Genomic DNA, 15,682 nt, shown 5'->3' with positions numbered 1-15,682 from the left:
CGCGGGCGGCTGGGGGTGCGCGATCGACGGCGAATGGGGGCGTGTGATCGCGGGCCGAGGGGGCGTGCGGCCAGGGGCCGGAGGAAGGGTCTCGACCCGGCCGGAGGAAGGGTGTCGAGCAGGCCGGAGGAAGGGCCCCGAGCGGACCGGAGAAGGGCCCCGGTCGGCCGGGAGAAGGGCCTCGGTCGGTCCGAAGCAGGCCGGTGCACGGGAGTGGGCAAGTCCAGTGATCGCGGACCCGGAAGACGCGTGCTCGCCCCCGGAATTCGGCCGCGCGGGAACGGTCGGGAACGGCGCGGAATTCAGCACTTCCGCCCAGGGCTCACCGCCACTGGTTCAACCACTGACCTGCGCAGGTCTCAACTCGGGAAAGGTTGCCGGGCAAGGGTGTATTCGATCTTGCTCGCCCGGGGCGAGTGGACTATACCTGTCGGCGTCCGGGTCGGTCGCTGTACGTCCGATTACCGGCACCGGGGGGTTCACGCTGCGGGGACGTGTGTGCGCCGCAGGTATCCGCCCGGATCAGACAGTTCGGCTCAGCCAGTCACCCAGTCAGCTTCAGCGTTACTGCAAGGCCCAGCTATACGAGATCGCGGTGCCGGCGAGGATCCGGCGTACCGCCTTTTGCCAGAGGAAGGCGAGGACTTGAGCATGGGATCCAGCGGCATCAACCGTCGTGACGTCATCAAGAAGACGGCCGTGGCAGGCCTGCTCACCATCCCCGCGGTCGGCGCGCTCAGCTCGTGCGCGACCGGTGGCGGCGATGACGACAAGAAGGCCGAAAAGGGCGAGAAGAGCGCGAAGAACCCGCTCGGCGTGAAGGAGGACGCCGCCCTTTCCGTGGTCGTCTTCAACGGCGGCTACGGCGACAAGTACGCCCAGTTCGTGACCGACATGTACCAGAAGAAGTATCCGAAGTCGAAGGCCTCGCAGAAGTCGACGGAGAAGATCGCCACTCAGGTCCAGCCGAAGATCGTTCGCGGCAACCCGACGGCCGACGTCGTCAACAACTCCGGCGCCGACCAGATGAACCCGGGCAAGCTGGTCTCCAACAAGCAGGTCGCGGACCTCACCGAGCTCCTCGACTCGCCGTCCTGGGACGACCCGAACGTCAAGGTGCGCGACGTCCTCGTGCCGGCCGTCGAGGCGAGCGGCAACTTCGGTGGCCCTGGCACCTTCCAGGCCGGCATCTCGCTGACGGTCTACGGCACCTTCTACTCCAAGAAGCTCCTCGAAGAGGGCCTGGAGTCGCAGTACCCGAAGACGTGGGACGAGATGCTGGCCGTCTGCAAGAAGGCCAAGGCGAAGGGCATCCACGGCTGGAGCTACCCGGGCGGCCACCCCCGGTACATGTTCTTCAGCATCTACACGATGTTCGCGCAGCGCGGCGGGCGCGAGATCGCCACGGCCATGGACTACCTCGAGCCGGGTGCCTGGAAGAACGACGCGGTCAAGGACGTCTTCGAGGCCTGGGAGGAACTGGTCGCCAAGAAGTACGTGCTGACCGGCTTCGACGGCACCGAGGCGCACACCGAGATGCAGACCGCCTGGACCAAGGGGGGCAAGTGCGTCTTCGTGCCCAACGGTTCGTGGGTGGAGAACGAGGCCAAGGACACCACCCCGGCGGACTTCGGGATGTCGTTCGGCCCGAGCCCGTCGCTGGACTCGGGCGACAAGATGCCGTTCGGCACGATCAACGCGCCGGCCGGTGAGTTCTACGTCGTCCCCGAGAAGGCGCAGAACCGGCAGGGCGGCCTGGAGTGGCTGCGGGCGATGTACAGCAAGGAGGCCGCCCTGAACAACTTCAAGCAGCTCTCCGCCCTCCCGGTGGTCAAGGGCGCCATCGACGGCCAGGACCTGCCGCACGGTGTGGCGAGCGTGCAGGCGGCGATCGATGCCGCCGGTGAGAACGTCGTCATCGCGAAGCACATGGACTGGTACAACGAGCTGTTCCGCGAGGACTTCAACGGCATGATCCACAAGTTCATGATGGGCGAGATCGGTACCAAGCAGGCCATGGACACCATGGAGAAGGCCGCTGACCGGATCCTCAAGGACCCCGATGTCGTGAAGGTCAAGAAGTCCTGATCCGAGGCGGGTCCGGGGCCGTGCCCAGCAGGCCGGCCCCGGACCCGCTCACGCAACCAAGTTCGTACGGCACGTGGAAGAGCGCGCGGGGCGGAGCAGCATGAAGACGGACACCCGGGTGGACAGTTCCCCACCTTCGAAGACGGCGGCGGATCCGGCCGCCCGGACCAAGGGGCCCAACTGGTTCCTGTTCCTCCTGGCGGTGCTGCTGCCGCCCCGATTCACCCCGGACAGCGTGCGCTACGACCGGCGCTACCGGACGCTCGACAAGTACCGCTTCATCCTGGGGTTCCTCACGGTGCCCCTGGCGTTCTACCTGATGTTCGTCGTCTCGCCCTTCCTGCAGGCGATCTACTACTCCTTCACCGACTGGTCGGGCGGGGCGACGGCGAACTTCATCGGGTTCGACAACTTCACGAAGATGTGGAACGACGAGCGTTTCTGGGAATCCCTGGAGGTCACCGCCCTCCTTGCCGTGATCGCTCCACTGGTCACGCTCGTCCTGGGCATGTTCTTCGCGTACATGATCACGTCCGGCGGCCGGCACGTGAAGGGCCGCGCCATCAGCGGCGTCGCGGGTTCGGCCTTCTACAAGGTGGTCTACTTCTTCCCGCAGGTGCTGTCCGTCGCGATCATCGCGGTGGTCTGGGGCCGGGTCTTCAACACCAACTCCGGCCTGATCAACGGCGGCCTGGACAAGCTCGCCATCGACGGCCCCGCCTGGCTCGGCGGTGACCGCACTCTCGCCGTCATCGCCGTCATGACGGTGCTCTGCTGGTCCTTCGTCGGGTTCTACGTCGTGCTGTTCTCCGCCGCGATGGGCGCGATACCCAAGGACATCTACGAGGCCGCGCTGCTCGACGGCGCCGGCCGCGGCCGCACCTTCTTCAGTGTGACGCTGCCGCTGATCTGGGACACCGTGCGCACCGGCTGGATCTACATGGGCATCCAGGCGATCGACTCGTTCGCGATCGTCCTGGTGATGGTCCCCGAGCACGTCCTGAAGGTCACCCCGGTCTTCCTCTACGAACGGTTCCGTGACGGCCAGTACGGCTATGCCACCTCCATCGGTGTCGTTCTCCTGCTCCTCAGCATGGCGTTCTCCCTGATCGTCATGAGGATCGGGAATCGCGACCGGATCGAATACTGAGACCGCGGGAGCCACTGCATCATGACCACGAACACCGCCGAGCCCCGCACCGGGACCACCGACGCGCCCCGTCGCGCGGTGAAGGAGACGGGCGGCACCCTCAACGTCTTCTCACACGCCTTCCTGATCCTGTGGGTCGTCCTCGCCGCAGGACCGCTGATCTGGGTCGCCGCGACCGCCTTCCGCCCCTCGGTGGAGATCCTCAGCGACCCGATGGGCTGGCCGACCTCCTTCGAGTGGGAGAACTTCACCAACGCGTGGAGCAAGGCCAATATCGGGCAATACACCATCAACTCGCTGATCCTTCTGTGCGGTTCGCTGACCGGCACGATGCTGCTCGGCTCGATGGCCGCCTATGTGATCGCGCGCTTCACCTTCCCCGGCAACCGCTTCGTCTTCCTGCTCTTCGCAGGCGGAATGATGTTCCCGGTGATCCTGGCGCTCGTCCCGCTGTTCGCCGTCATGGAGAACTTCGGGCTGCTCGACACCCGGCAGGGCCTGATGGTCGCGTACATCGCGTACTCCCTGCCGTTCACCACGTTCTTCCTGACGTCCTTCTTCCGTACGCTGCCCACCGGCGTGCAGGAAGCGGCGATGGTCGACGGCGCCTCGCACACCCGGACCTTCTTCCAGATCATGCTTCCGATGGCCAAGCCGGGCCTGGTGAGCATCGGCATCTTCAACTTCCTCGGCCAGTGGAACCAGTACCTGCTGCCGCTGCTGCTCAACAACGAGGAAGAGAGCAAGTACGTGCTGCCGCAGGGCCTCGCGGCCCTCGCCGTCAGCCAGGGCTACCGCGGCGACTGGGGTGCGCTGTTTGCAGGACTCACCATCGCAATGGTTCCGGTGCTCGTCGTGTACGCGGTCTTCCAGCGTCAGGTGCAGGCGGGACTCACCGCCGGCGCCCTCAAGTGACGGCCGCCGTCCGGACCGATCGGGTGTTCAAGTGATCTTTCGGACAGGCAGCCCAAGTCGCCGTCACAGCCAGTGATTTCGGCTTGGCCACGAAAGTGGTCTAGGCCTGTTGCGCTCTTGCAGGCCGTGAGTATTGTCTGCGCACGGCGTCGCGTGGGGGGTCTCCCGCGTTCAAGTCGACACCGATGTCGAAGGGTTGAACAGCATGAGGAATCGAGTAATCGCCACCGGTGCGGCAACGCTGGTGATGGCACTGGGACTTAGCGCCTGTGGCGGGGACGGCGGGAGCGACTCCGAGGGCGGTGGCAAGACCATCAAGCTCGTCGCCGCCGACTACGGCGACAAGGCCTCCAACGCGTCCAAGGTGTACTGGGAGGGCGTCGCCAAGGAGTTCGAGGCCGCCAACAAGGACTACAAGGTCGACGTCGAGGTCATCAACTGGAATGACATCGACGCCAAGGTCAAGACCATGATCCAGACGGGCGACGAGCCCGACCTGCTGCAGACCGGCGGCTACGCCGACAAGGTCGCCGACGACCTGCTGTACGAGGCGAAGGACGTCCTGTCGCCCGAGACGCAGAAGCTCATCATCCCCGCCTTCGCCAAGGCCGGTGAGGTCAAGGGCACCCAGTACGGCATCCCGTTCGTCTCCTCGGCGCGCGTGATGTTCTACAACAAGGACGTCCTCAAGAAGGCCGGCGTCGCCGAGGCGCCGAAGACCTGGGACGAGGTCGCCGCCACGGCGCAGAAGATCAAGGACAAGAAGGCCGCGGACACCCCGTACGCGCTGCCGCTCGGCCCTGAAGAGGCGCAGGGCGAGACGATGATGTGGGAGCTGGGCAACGGCGGTGGCTACACCGACGAGTCCGGCAAGTACACCATCAACTCCCCGCAGAACGTCGAGACCTTCCAGTGGCTCCAGGACAACCTGGTCAAGAAGGGTCTGACGTACGAGAACCCGGCGTCCACCGACCGTAAGACCGCCTTTGCGGACTTCGCGGCCGGCAAGGTCGGCATGCTCAACGGCCACCCGTCGCTGGTCTCCATGGCCAAGGAGGGCAAGGTCGACTACGGCGTCGCGCCCATCCCGGGCAAGGACGGTGCGCTCGACTCCACCCTCGGTGTCGCGGACTGGATGATGGCGTTCAAGGACGGTGGCGCCGAGCAGGAAGGCGTCAAGAAGTTCCTGGACTTCACGTACCAGAAGAAGATGCTCGAGTTCGACGAGATGTACAACCTGCTCCCGGTGACCACCGACGCTCTGGAGACCATGCAGAGCAACGGCAAGCACGCCGACCTGGAGCCCTTCTTCGGCGCCCTCGAGGGTGCGAAGTTCTACCCGCTGGGTGACACCAGCTGGGACGCCGTCTCCGCCGAGATCAAGAAGACCGGTGGCAAGGCGGCCCAGGAGGACCCGAAGCCGATCCTCGACGCGCTGCAGAAGGCGGCGGAAGACGCGCAGGCCAAGGCCAAGTAAGCCCCCAGGTCACCCTGTTCGCTCCCTTTCGCCAGGAGAAAACGTGTCACTCAAGGCCCCTCCGTCCCCGGCCGACGCCGGCCGGGGACGGGGCGGGCGCGCCACCAGGCCGGTGAGCCGCCGCAGCGGACTGGCCCGCCTCGGCCCGCTGCCCTGGATAGCGCCCGTCATCCTGCTGATCCTCGCCGTGGTCGTCTGGCCGGTGGTCGAGCTCATCCGCACCTCGTTCCTCGAAGTCGCCATATCCGGCAAGGTGCGCGGCAGTGCCGGCACCGACAACTTCAAGACCCTCTTCGAGGAGAGCGACCTCTCCTCGGTGCTGATCTGGACGGTCCTGTGGACCGTCGTCGTGGTGTCCGCCACGATGCTGATCTCGCTCGGTCTTGCCTCGCTGTTCAACCAGAAGTTCCCGGGCCGCAAGATCACCCGCTGGGCCCTGATCGCCCCTTGGGCCGCCTCCGTCCTGATGACGGCCATCGGCTTCAAGTGGATGCTCAACCAGACCGCCGGTGTGCTCAACACCCTGATGGTCGACATCGGTCTGATCGACAAGCCCAAGGACTGGCTGGGCGACCCGGGCACGGCCTGGCCCTGGATGATGGCCGTCGCCGTCTTCGTCTCGCTGCCGTTCACCACGTACACCCTGCTCGCCGGTCTGCAGACCGTCCCTCATGACGTGTACGAGGCCTCGCGCATCGACGGCGCGAACACCTGGCAGACGTATCTGAGGATCACGCTGCCGCTGCTCCGCCCCGCGTTCCTCGTCGGTGTGGTGATCAACCTCATCAACGTCTTCAACTCCTTCCCGATCATCTGGGCCATGACCCAGGGCGGCCCGGGCTACGACACCTCGACCTCGATGGTGTTCATGTACAAGCTGAAGGAGACCGACATCGGTGAGTCCGCCGCGATGTCGGTGGTCAACTTCGCGATGGTCGTGGTGCTTGTGCTGATCTTCCTGAAGGTCAGCCGGTGGAACGAGGAGGACTGATGGCCACCACCACGGCCGCACGCCCGGTCAAGAACCAAGCTCCCAAGTCCCCTCGCGCCAAGCGGAAGTTCAGTCCGAAGACCCTGGTGATCGCGGTGAGCGCCTGGGCCCTCGCGGCCCTGTTCCTGGCGCCGTACCTCGAAATGATCATCACGGCGCTGCGGCCCAAGAGCGAGCTGCGGGACCGGACGTACCTGCCCGAGAACTTCGAGTGGGCCAACTTCATCGATGTCTGGAAGGAGTCCGAGCTCGGGCAGAACCTCCAGGTCACCCTGACGGTCGCGGGCGGTGCCACGCTGCTCGTGCTGCTCGTCTCGCTGCCGGCCGCGTACTACACGGCGCGGATGCGCTACCGGGGCCGGAAGATCTTCCTGCTCCTGGTCCTGGTGACCCAGATGTTCCAGCCGACTGCGCTCCTCCTCGGTCTGTACCGCGAGTTCTACCAGCTGGACATGCTCAACTCGGTGTGGACGCTGATCCTCACCAACGCCGCCTTCAACCTGGCCTTCGCGGTGTGGATCCTCACCGCGTACATCGGCTCCATCCCGGCCGAGCTGGAGGAGGCCGCGATGGTGGACGGCACCAGCCGCCTCGGTGCGATGGTGCGGGTGACGCTGCCGCTCGCGCTGCCGGGTGTGGTCACCGCGGTGATCTTCACGTTCATCTCGGCGTGGAACGAGTTCGTGATGGGCCTCACGCTCACCACACAGCCCGACAAGCAGCCGCTGACGGTCGGCATCTCCAACTTCATCGGCAACTACACGGTGGAGTGGAATTACCTGTTCGCGGCCTCGGTCGTGGCGATCGTGCCGGTCGTCGTCCTGTTCGCGTTCATCGAACGGCATGTGGTGTCGGGTCTGACGGCGGGGTCCGTCAAGTAGACCCTTCTTGTACGGAGTGGAGCCCGGGTTTCCGCAACCCGGGCTCCACTGCGTGGCGGGCGCTCTGCCGTGCGGCGGACCCGATCACTCGGCTCACCAGGCCGTAGTCCGAATTGTGACCCCGGGCCAGTCCTCGTCCCGCCCGTTCTCTTTCTCTCAAGGGCTTGACGGGGCGCAACCCCTCAGGCTCAGCTTAGAGTTCATAAGTTGGAGATAGTCGGGGGGCTGCAATGACGCCGCGGCCCCGGCAAGGAGGTCGTCGTGCAGACTCCGGGGTCGCAGTCGTCGCTGCACCGGGCCAATCTCGAGCGGGTCGTGAGGGCCGTACGGATGGCAGGCTCGCTCACCCAGGCGGAGATCGCCAGGACGACGGGCCTCTCAGCGGCCACAGTCTCCAATATCGTGCGCGAGCTCAAGGACGGCGGAACCGTCGAGGTCACGCCCACATCGGCGGGCGGCCGCCGTGCCCGCAGCGTCTCGCTCAGCGGGGACGCGGGCCTGGTCGTAGGGGTTGATTTCGGGCATACGCATCTACGTGTCGCGATCGGCAACCTCGCGCACCAGGTGCTCGCCGAGGAATCCGAGCCGCTCGATGTGGACGCCTCGTCGGCGCAGGGCTTCGACCGGGCGGAAGTCCTGGTCAGCCGGCTGATCGAGTCCACCGGCGTGGACCGCTCCAAGGTCGCCGGCGTCGGACTCGGTGTCCCCGGCCCCATCGACGTGGAGTCCGGCACGCTCGGCTCGACCTCGATCCTGCCGGGCTGGCAGGGCATCAACCCCGCTCAGGAGCTGTCCGGGCGCCTCGGTGTGCCGGTGTCGGTCGACAATGACGCCAACCTGGGCGCGCTCGGCGAGCTGGTCTGGGGGAGTGGGCGCGGGGTCAAGGACCTCGCGTACATCAAGGTCGCCAGCGGGGTCGGCGCGGGCCTGGTGATCAACGGGCAGATCTACCGGGGCCCGGGCGGCACGGCCGGCGAGATCGGGCACATCACCCTCGACGAGTCGGGTCCTGTCTGCCGCTGCGGCAACCGCGGCTGCCTGGAGACCTTCGCGGCCGCCCGTTATGTCCTGCCGCTGCTGCAGTCCAGCCACGGCACGGACCTGACCATGGACAAGGTGGTCGCGCTCGCCCGCGAGGGGGACCCCGGCTGCCGCCGGGTGATCTCGGACGTGGGCCGGCACATCGGCAGCGGGGTCGCCAATCTCTGCAATCTGCTCAACCCGTCGAGGGTCGTGCTCGGCGGGGACCTCGCCGAGTCCGGCGAGCTGGTCCTGGCGCCCATCCGCGAGTCGGTGGGACGCTATGCCATCCCCAGTGCGGCCCGCCAACTCTCCGTACTCCCGGGGGCACTTGGCGGCCGCGCCGAGGTTCTCGGGGCCCTCGCCCTCGCGCTCAGCGAGATGGGTGATTCGACCTTGATCGACCAATCCGTCCAGAGTGCCGCCGTCGATGGCGAGCTCCGTACGGCGCCGACTCCTGTCTTCACTTAGATAACGAATGGCACCGTTGTCATCTCGTTAAGTATTAACTCCTTGACGCTGGCAACGGGGCCGAGTTGACTCACTGCCACCTCGGCCGCAACGACGCGGCCTCGTCAGGGAGGTTCCCAGTGAATACGCGTATGCGTCGTGCGGCCATAGCCATCGCTTCGACCGCCATGGCCGTTTCCCTCGCCGCCTGTGGCAGTGCCAAGGAGTCCGGCGACAAGGCCGAAGAGTCCACCGGCGGCAAGGCCAAGGGTGACGACATCACCGTCGGTCTGCTCCTGCCGGAGAACCAGACGGCTCGCTACGAGAAGTTCGACAAGCCCATCATCGAAGAGCAGATCGGCAAGCTCACGAATGGCAAGGGCAAGCTCGAGTACCTGAACGCCAAGCAGGACGCGACCGTCCAGTCGCAGCAGATCGACACGATGATCACCAAGAAGGTGGACGTGCTGATCCTGGACGCGGTCGACTTCAAGGCCGTGGCCAACGGTGTGAAGAAGGCCAAGGACGCCGGCATCCCGGTCGTGGCCTACGACCGCCTGGCCGAGGGCCCGATCTCCGCCTACACCTCGTTCGACAACGAGGAGGTCGGCAAGACCCAGGGCGAGGCCCTCCTGAAGGCTCTCGGCGACAAGGCCGAGGGCGGCCAGATCGTCATGATGAACGGCTCCGTCACCGACCCGAACGCCGCGCAGTTCAAGAAGGGCGCCCACTCCGTCCTCGACGGCAAGGTGAAGATCGGCAAGGAGTACGACACCAAGGAGTGGAAGCCGGAGAACGCCAACGCCAACATGGAGGGCGCCATCTCCGCCCTCGGCAAGGACAAGATCGACGGCGTCTACTCCGCGAACGACGGCATGGCGGGCGGCATCATCACCGCCCTCAAGGGTGCCGGCCTCTCCAAGCTCCCGCCGGTCACCGGCCAGGACGCCGAGCTCGCCGCCGTGCAGCGCATCATCACCGGTGAGCAGTACATGAGCGTCTTCAAGTCCTACCCGGCCGAGGCCGAGACCGTCGCCAAGATGGCCGTCTCGATCGCCAAGACGGGCAAGCTGGACGGCGCCGGCCTGGAGACCACCACGGTCGACAGCGGCACCGACAAGGGCATCCCGTCCGTGATCGTCCCGGTGCTCTCCCTCACGCAGGAGAACATCAAGGACACGGTCATCAAGGAGAACTACTACACCGTCGACGAGATCTGCACGGCCAAGTACAAGGCCGCCTGCGACAAGATCGGCCTGAAGTAGACCCCAGGGGCCCGGGGGCGGCCGCCGTACCGGCAGCCCTCCGGCCCCACGGACTTGCCGTAAGGCAACTCCCCTGTTCCCTGCGGGACTTGCGCACCTGTTGAAGTCGCGCTCCCGTGGAAGCACGTCCGGCGCCCCGCCGCCGAAAGCCCCGCAGCTCAACGGCGGGGCGCCGGACGGAACACCCCTCACTCCTCTGTACAACCTCCCGCCGGGTCAGGCTCAGGCGGCGAAGGAGATGGTTCACGTGTCCGCTACGCCCGTGCTGGCGTTGCGCGGGGTCTCCAAGCGATTCGGTGCCGTCCAGGCGCTCACCGATGTAGAGCTCGAGGTCCACGCCGGCGAGGTGGTCGCCCTGGTCGGCGACAACGGTGCCGGAAAGTCCACCCTGGTCAAGACGATCGCGGGTGTGCACCCCATCGATGACGGCGTCATCGAGTGGGAAGGCAGCAAGGTCACCGTCAACAAGCCGCACGACGCCCAGGACCTGGGCATCGCGACCGTCTACCAGGACCTCGCGCTGTGCGACAACATCGACGTCGTCGGCAACCTGTTCCTCGGCCGTGAGATCCGCCGCCGCGGTGTGCTCGACGAGGTCGAGATGGAGCGCCGCTCGCGCGAGCTCCTGCAGACCCTGTCGATCCGCATCCCCAGCGTGCGCATCCCCGTCGCCTCGCTCTCCGGCGGTCAGCGCCAGGTCGTGGCCATCGCCCGCTCGCTGCTCGGCGAGCCCAAGCTGGTCATCCTGGACGAGCCCACCGCGGCCCTCGGTGTCGAGCAGACCGCGCAGGTCCTCGACCTCGTCGAGCGGCTGCGCGAGCGCGGCCACGCGGTCATCCTCATCAGCCACAACATGGCCGATGTGAAGGCCGTCGCGGACAAGGTCGCCGTGCTGCGCCTGGGCCGCAACAACGGTGTGTTCGAGGTCAAGTCGACCTCGCAGGAAGAGATCATCTCCGCCATCACCGGAGCCACGGAGAACGCCGTGACCCGCCGTGCGGCGCGCAGCAACGCGGAGGCTCAGAAGTGAGCATCGACAAGACCAAAGCGCCGGTGGACGCCCCGGCCGCGGCCTCGGACGCCGTCACCGTCGTCGACCCCCGTCTCCTCGTGCGCGAGCAGGGCTTCGCCGGCTACATCGGCGAGTTCAAGCGCAAGATGCGCGCCGGTGACCTGGGCGCCATGCCCGTCGTCGTGGGTCTGATCGCCATCTGCGCGATCTTCCAGAGCCTGAACTCGGCCTTCCTGGGCGCGGAGAACCTCAACAACATCTTCGTCGCCATGGTGGCCACCGGCATGATGTCGGTCGGCATCATCTTCGTGCTGCTGCTCGGCGAGATCGACCTCTCGGTCGGCTCGGTCAGCGGTGTCTCGGCCGCGATCATGGCCGTGATGAGCATCACGCACGGTGTCAACGAGTGGCTCGCCGTGCTCACCGCCCTCGCGGCCGGCGCCGTCATCGGCGCCCTGCACGGGTTCTTCTTCGCCCGGATCGGCGCGCCCGCCTTCGCCGTGACCCTGGCTGGCCTGCTGTTCTGGAACGGCTTCATGCTCCAGATCCTGGGCTCCAACGGCACGATCAACATCGACGGCGACGGCGTGGTCGGCAGGCTGACCACGTACTACTTCTCGGACGTCATCGCCGCGTACGGCCTCGCGGTCGTGGCCGTGGCCCTCTACTTCTTCTCGGCCTTCTTCGGCGCTCGCCGCCGTGAGGCCGCGGGCATCCCGTCGCGCCCGCTGAGCGAGATCATCCTTCGTACGGTGCTGCTCGCCGTCGCGGCCTTCGCCGTGGCCATCATGTTCAACCAGTACAAGGGCCTGCCCCTGGCCACGCTGCTCTTCGCGATCGTGCTCGTCGCGACGGACTTCCTGCTCCGCCGCACCGCGTACGGCCGCAAGATCTTCGCGCTCGGCGGCAGTGTCGAGGCCTCGCGCCGTGCCGGTATCAACGTCACGGCGATCCGGATCTCCGTCTTCGCCATCGCGGGCTTCTTCGCGGCGGTCGGCGGTCTCTTCTGGGCCTCCAAGATCGCGGCGGCCAACCAGAGCGCCGGCGCCGGTGACCTTCTGATGAACGTCATCGCCGCGGCCGTGATCGGCGGCACCAGCCTCTTCGGCGGCCGGGGCCGTACCTGGAACGCCCTGCTCGGTGTCCTCGTCATCACGTCGATCCAGTACGGACTCGCGCTCGAGGGCATCGCCACCCCGATCCAGTACATGATCACCGGTGGAGTGCTCCTCGCCACGGTCGTCATCGACTCGGTCACCCGCAAGACCCAGAAGTCGGCGGGCCGCGCGTAATCCCGCTCACGCCCCAGCCCGGTGCCTCCTTGCGAGGCGCCGGGCTTCGGCTTGTCCGGCCGGCAGGCGCGGGGCATCCGCTTGTCCGGCCGGCCGAGAAGCGCGGGTCCGGCTCTGAGCCGGTTCAGCTCACCACGCCGGTGTCCCAGGCCCAGACCGCCACGGCCACGCGGTTGCGGGCGTCCAACTTCCGCTGAATCACCGCGAGATGGTTCTTCACCGTGCCAGGGGCCAAGGCCAGGGCGGCGGCTATCTCCGCGTTCGTCTCGCCGCGGGCGACCCGCTCCACCACCGAGAGTTCGCGTTCGGTCAGCGGTTCGTACGGGGCCGGCGCCGGGGCGGTACGGGCGCGCGGGGAGGGCGTCAGCTGCCGCAGCAGCCGTACGGTCACCTGCGGGCTGATCAGCGCCTCGCCCGCGACCGCGGCGCGCACCGCCTCCGCCAGGAGCGCCGGTCCCGAGCGCTTGAGCAGGAACCCCGAGGCGCCGTTGCGCAGCGCGGTGTGGACGTATTCGTCCAGGTCGAACGTTGTGACCACGACCACCCGTATCGGCTCGGCGACCTCCGGTCCCGCCAGCGCCCTGGTGACCTCCAGGCCGTCGAGACCGGGCATGCGGATGTCGGCAAGGACCACGTCGGGGCGCAGATGCAGGGCCTGCTCCACCGCGGACTTCCCGTCGGCGGCCTCGGCGACGACCGTCATGTCCGGCTGCGCGTCGAGCAGGATCCGGAACGCGTACCGGATCGCCTGCTGGTCGTCGGCGAGGAGGATGCGGATCGTCATAGGGGCACCGTCTTCATGGGTCGCTGTCGCCCCGGAGCCGCCGTCCTCCCGGGGGCGCCGTCTTCATGGGGGCGCCATTTTTCATGGGCCACCCTCGTCATGGGGCCACCTTCGTCATGGGGCAGCCACCTTCGTCATGGGGTCACCCTCGTCATAGGGCAAGCCCGGGCGTGGGGTGGTCCATGGCGCCGATCATGTCATGCGCGGGTCTCACCGCTCCGGCCCTCGTACCGGCAGCCGAGCCGTGAGCCGCCAGCCGCCGCCCTGCGCCGGACCCGCCGCCAACTCGCCGCCCAATGCCGCCACTTGGGCGGCCAGGCCGGCAAGGCCACGGCCGCCACCGGCCCGCCCCGTCCGCCGGAACCCGGAGCGCGCGGGTCTGCCGTCGTCGTGTACGTGCACGCGCAGCCCGTCCGGCCCGGGGCCCGTCACCGTGACCTCCACGCGGGTCGCGTCCCGTGCGTGCCGCCGTATGTTCGTCAGCGCCTCGACCACCACCCGGTAGGCGGTCATGGACACCTCGCGGGAGACCCGCGCGTCCTCGGCGGAGCAGTCGAGCACCGCGTGCGCCTCGCCCGCCGCGTCGAACCGGCCCACCAGCTCCGGAAGTTGAGCGAGACCGGGCAGCGGCGCCCGGCCGGCGTCCTGCGCCCCGGCGCCCTCGGTGTGCAGGACATGCACCGTACGGTCCAGGGAGGACAGTGCGCGTCGGGCCGCCGACTCGATCGCGGCCAACTGGGCCGCTCCGGCGGCCGGATCGTGCGCGGCGAGCACCTGGCCCGCCTGGGCCAGCGCCAGCATCTCGCTCACGTCGTGGGCCACGAAGTCGTGCAGATCGGCGGCGAGGCGCAGCCGCTGCTCGCGCTGTGCCGCCAGGACCGACCGCTCGCGGCGCCGGTCGAGCAGGCGCAGATACAGCCCCGTCCCCACGGCGGCGAGCGCCACGAGCAGCCAGACGGCCACGCCCGCGACGAGCGCCTGCGTCACCGGTGCCCGCCGCAGCAGCGACAACGGTCCGGCGGCCGCGGCCAGGGCCGTCGACGCCACCCCCGCGCGCCGGGCGGACCAGCGGGCCGCGAACACCGTCAGTGCCAGCAGGACCCCGAGCTCCACAACGGCCAGTGCCTCAGGGCCCGTTGACCCGCCGCTCGCCACGAGGGCGGCCGTCACCGCCAGCGAGACACCGCCGCAGGCGCCGGCCACAGGTCCCGCCCAACGCGCCGTCGCCCGCCCCTTGTTGTCCATGACCGCGAGCCTATGACCTGCCCGGACGCCCGCCCCCTGCCGTTCGGCACCCCCGTCCCGCCGTACCGGCCGCAAGCGATGCCGATCGGCACGGGCGGACGTGACGCCCGGCGGCGAAGGATCGAGCCATCGGATTCCACGACACGGGAGTGAGGGCCGATGAAGGCCAACTGGTTCGGTTACGCGGCGGCACTGTGGTCGCTGCTTTACGGCGTGTTCGGGGTGTACTGGGCGCTCGGCGGGGACGCGGTGGCGTACCCGTTCGCGCCCATCGACGAGGACCACCGCTCCGCATCGCTGCTCGAGGGCGCCCCGGCGGAAGCGGTCGGCACGGTGGCGGGTGTCCTGGGCCTGGTCGGTGTGGCTGCCGGGGTGGCGCTCGCGCGGGGCCTCGGCCACGGGCGGCTGCGCACGGCGCTGCTCTGGTACGGCTGGGGCATCGGGGTGGCGCTCGCCCTGGTGATCCCCGACTACACACTGATCGCCGTGGCCGCGCTGTGGCCCGTCCTGATCGTGTTCGCCTTCACCGGCGTGCCAGGACAGCAGGGCGGTCTGGCCGACATCCTCTACTGGCACCGCGTGCACCTGATCATCGTCTTCGCCGGCGGCCTGCTGTGGGCCCTCGCCGCGCTCGCGTACCGGCGCAGGACCGCCGGATCGTGTGTGCGCTGCGGACGGGGACACCCGCACGGCACGGATCCGGCGAAGCTGCGCCGCTGGGGCAGGCGGGCGGTGTGGGTGGCGGTGCTCTCGCAGATTCCGTACGAGGTCACCCGGGTCGCCTGGTACTTCGGATGGCCGCTGGGGATCACGGACGAATTCCTGGCGGAGATGCAGGACACCCCGGGCATGCTGGCGATGGGGCTGGCCGCGGGACTCCTTTCGCTGGGCGGTGCGGCGCTCACCCACGGTCTGACGGCGCGCTGGGGTGAGGTGTTCCCGCGCTGGACGCTGTTCCTGGCGGGCCGCCGGGTGCCGCCGCTGCTCGCCGTGATCCCGGCCACCGTCGTCGCGGTGGCGCTGATCCCCGCGGGGCTGATGAGCCTGCGCATGGTCGGCGACGAGGCGGGCTGGGGCGTGACGGGCCCCAGCGTCTTCTGGACGGCGTGGGG

The 15,682-nt window shown here is 68.0% G+C and carries 13 protein-coding genes; 11 read left to right on the top strand and 2 right to left on the bottom strand.

The window, feature by feature from the left end; all coding sequences use genetic code 11:
* The first annotated feature begins 651 nt into the window (after positions 1-651).
* The 10 genes from ngcE (at position 652) to ABT367_RS13135 (ending at position 12,541) form a co-directional block, all read left to right on the top strand.
* Positions 652-2,088 (top strand): N-acetylglucosamine/diacetylchitobiose ABC transporter substrate-binding protein, encoded by a 1,437-nt coding sequence (gene ngcE / locus ABT367_RS13180; protein ID WP_352252634.1) that lies wholly within the window; start codon positions 652-654, stop codon positions 2,086-2,088.
* A 100-nt stretch (positions 2,089-2,188) separates the two neighbouring features.
* Positions 2,189-3,238 carry a carbohydrate ABC transporter permease gene (locus ABT367_RS13175; RefSeq protein ID WP_352252632.1) on the top strand — a complete coding sequence of 350 codons (1,050 nt, stop codon included), beginning with the start codon at positions 2,189-2,191 and terminating at the stop codon, positions 3,236-3,238.
* 21 nt (positions 3,239-3,259) lie between these two features.
* Positions 3,260-4,153, top strand: a complete 894-nt coding sequence (locus ABT367_RS13170; protein WP_352252630.1) for a carbohydrate ABC transporter permease — start codon at positions 3,260-3,262, stop codon at positions 4,151-4,153.
* 205 nt (positions 4,154-4,358) lie between these two features.
* Entirely contained in the window at positions 4,359-5,630 is a 1,272-nt protein-coding gene (locus tag ABT367_RS13165; protein WP_352252627.1) for an extracellular solute-binding protein, read from the top strand.
* Between the two features lie 43 nt (positions 5,631-5,673).
* Positions 5,674-6,621 carry a carbohydrate ABC transporter permease gene (locus ABT367_RS13160; protein WP_352252625.1) on the top strand — a complete coding sequence of 316 codons (948 nt, stop codon included), beginning with the start codon at positions 5,674-5,676 and terminating at the stop codon, positions 6,619-6,621.
* Positions 6,621-7,502, top strand: a complete 882-nt coding sequence (locus tag ABT367_RS13155) for a carbohydrate ABC transporter permease (protein ID WP_352252623.1) — start codon at positions 6,621-6,623, stop codon at positions 7,500-7,502. Before ABT367_RS13160 ends, ABT367_RS13155 begins: the two co-directional genes overlap by 1 nt.
* 261 nt (positions 7,503-7,763) lie before the next feature.
* Complete coding sequence (locus ABT367_RS13150; protein ID WP_352252621.1) at positions 7,764-8,993, top strand: ROK family transcriptional regulator; 1,230 nt, start codon at positions 7,764-7,766, stop codon at positions 8,991-8,993.
* 131 nt (positions 8,994-9,124) lie between these two features.
* Positions 9,125-10,237 (top strand): sugar ABC transporter substrate-binding protein, encoded by a 1,113-nt coding sequence (locus ABT367_RS13145; protein WP_352252749.1) that lies wholly within the window; start codon positions 9,125-9,127, stop codon positions 10,235-10,237.
* Positions 10,238-10,475: 238 nt separating this feature from the next.
* Complete coding sequence (locus ABT367_RS13140; protein WP_352252619.1) at positions 10,476-11,267, top strand: ATP-binding cassette domain-containing protein; 792 nt, start codon at positions 10,476-10,478, stop codon at positions 11,265-11,267.
* Positions 11,264-12,541 (top strand): sugar ABC transporter permease, encoded by a 1,278-nt coding sequence (locus tag ABT367_RS13135; RefSeq protein WP_352252617.1) that lies wholly within the window; start codon positions 11,264-11,266, stop codon positions 12,539-12,541. Before ABT367_RS13140 ends, ABT367_RS13135 begins: the two co-directional genes overlap by 4 nt.
* A 124-nt stretch (positions 12,542-12,665) precedes the next feature.
* Here ABT367_RS13135 and ABT367_RS13130 read toward each other — a convergent pair whose 3' ends face one another.
* A complete protein-coding gene (locus ABT367_RS13130) occupies positions 12,666-13,325 on the bottom strand; it encodes a response regulator transcription factor (RefSeq protein WP_352252614.1) in 660 nt (219 codons plus the stop codon).
* A 210-nt stretch (positions 13,326-13,535) separates the two neighbouring features.
* The gene (locus tag ABT367_RS13125) at positions 13,536-14,570 is read right to left on the bottom strand and encodes a sensor histidine kinase (RefSeq protein ID WP_352252612.1); all 1,035 of its coding nucleotides are present in this window, start codon (positions 14,568-14,570) and stop codon (positions 13,536-13,538) included.
* A gap of 159 nt (positions 14,571-14,729) precedes the next feature.
* Here ABT367_RS13125 and ABT367_RS13120 point away from each other — a divergent pair.
* Positions 14,730-15,682: NYN domain-containing protein (locus ABT367_RS13120; RefSeq protein ID WP_352252610.1), on the top strand; the 953-nt coding region annotated here is incomplete at its 3' end.

The sequence above is a fragment of the Streptomyces mesophilus genome (assembly GCF_040300965.1).
Lineage (GTDB): Bacteria > Actinomycetota > Actinomycetes > Streptomycetales > Streptomycetaceae > Streptomyces > Streptomyces mesophilus_A.
Note: the sequence above shows the minus strand (reverse complement) of the source record. Positions and strands in the feature narration are given on the sequence as shown.

Bases quoted from the DNA above. Each gene is read 5' to 3' on its own strand.
- ngcE (WP_352252634.1), top strand. From the start codon at position 652: ATGGGATCCAGCGGCATCAACCGTCGTGACGTCATCAAGAAGACGGCC.
- ABT367_RS13175 (WP_352252632.1), top strand. From the start codon at position 2,189: ATGAAGACGGACACCCGGGTGGACAGTTCCCCACCTTCGAAGACGGCG.
- ABT367_RS13170 (WP_352252630.1), top strand. From the start codon at position 3,260: ATGACCACGAACACCGCCGAGCCCCGCACCGGGACCACCGACGCGCCC.
- ABT367_RS13165 (WP_352252627.1), top strand. From the start codon at position 4,359: ATGAGGAATCGAGTAATCGCCACCGGTGCGGCAACGCTGGTGATGGCA.
- ABT367_RS13155 (WP_352252623.1), top strand. From the start codon at position 6,621: ATGGCCACCACCACGGCCGCACGCCCGGTCAAGAACCAAGCTCCCAAG.
- ABT367_RS13145 (WP_352252749.1), top strand. From the start codon at position 9,125: ATGCGTCGTGCGGCCATAGCCATCGCTTCGACCGCCATGGCCGTTTCC.
- ABT367_RS13140 (WP_352252619.1), top strand. From the start codon at position 10,476: ATGGTTCACGTGTCCGCTACGCCCGTGCTGGCGTTGCGCGGGGTCTCC.
- ABT367_RS13130 (WP_352252614.1), bottom strand. From the start codon at position 13,325: ATGACGATCCGCATCCTCCTCGCCGACGACCAGCAGGCGATCCGGTAC.
- ABT367_RS13125 (WP_352252612.1), bottom strand. From the start codon at position 14,570: ATGGACAACAAGGGGCGGGCGACGGCGCGTTGGGCGGGACCTGTGGCC.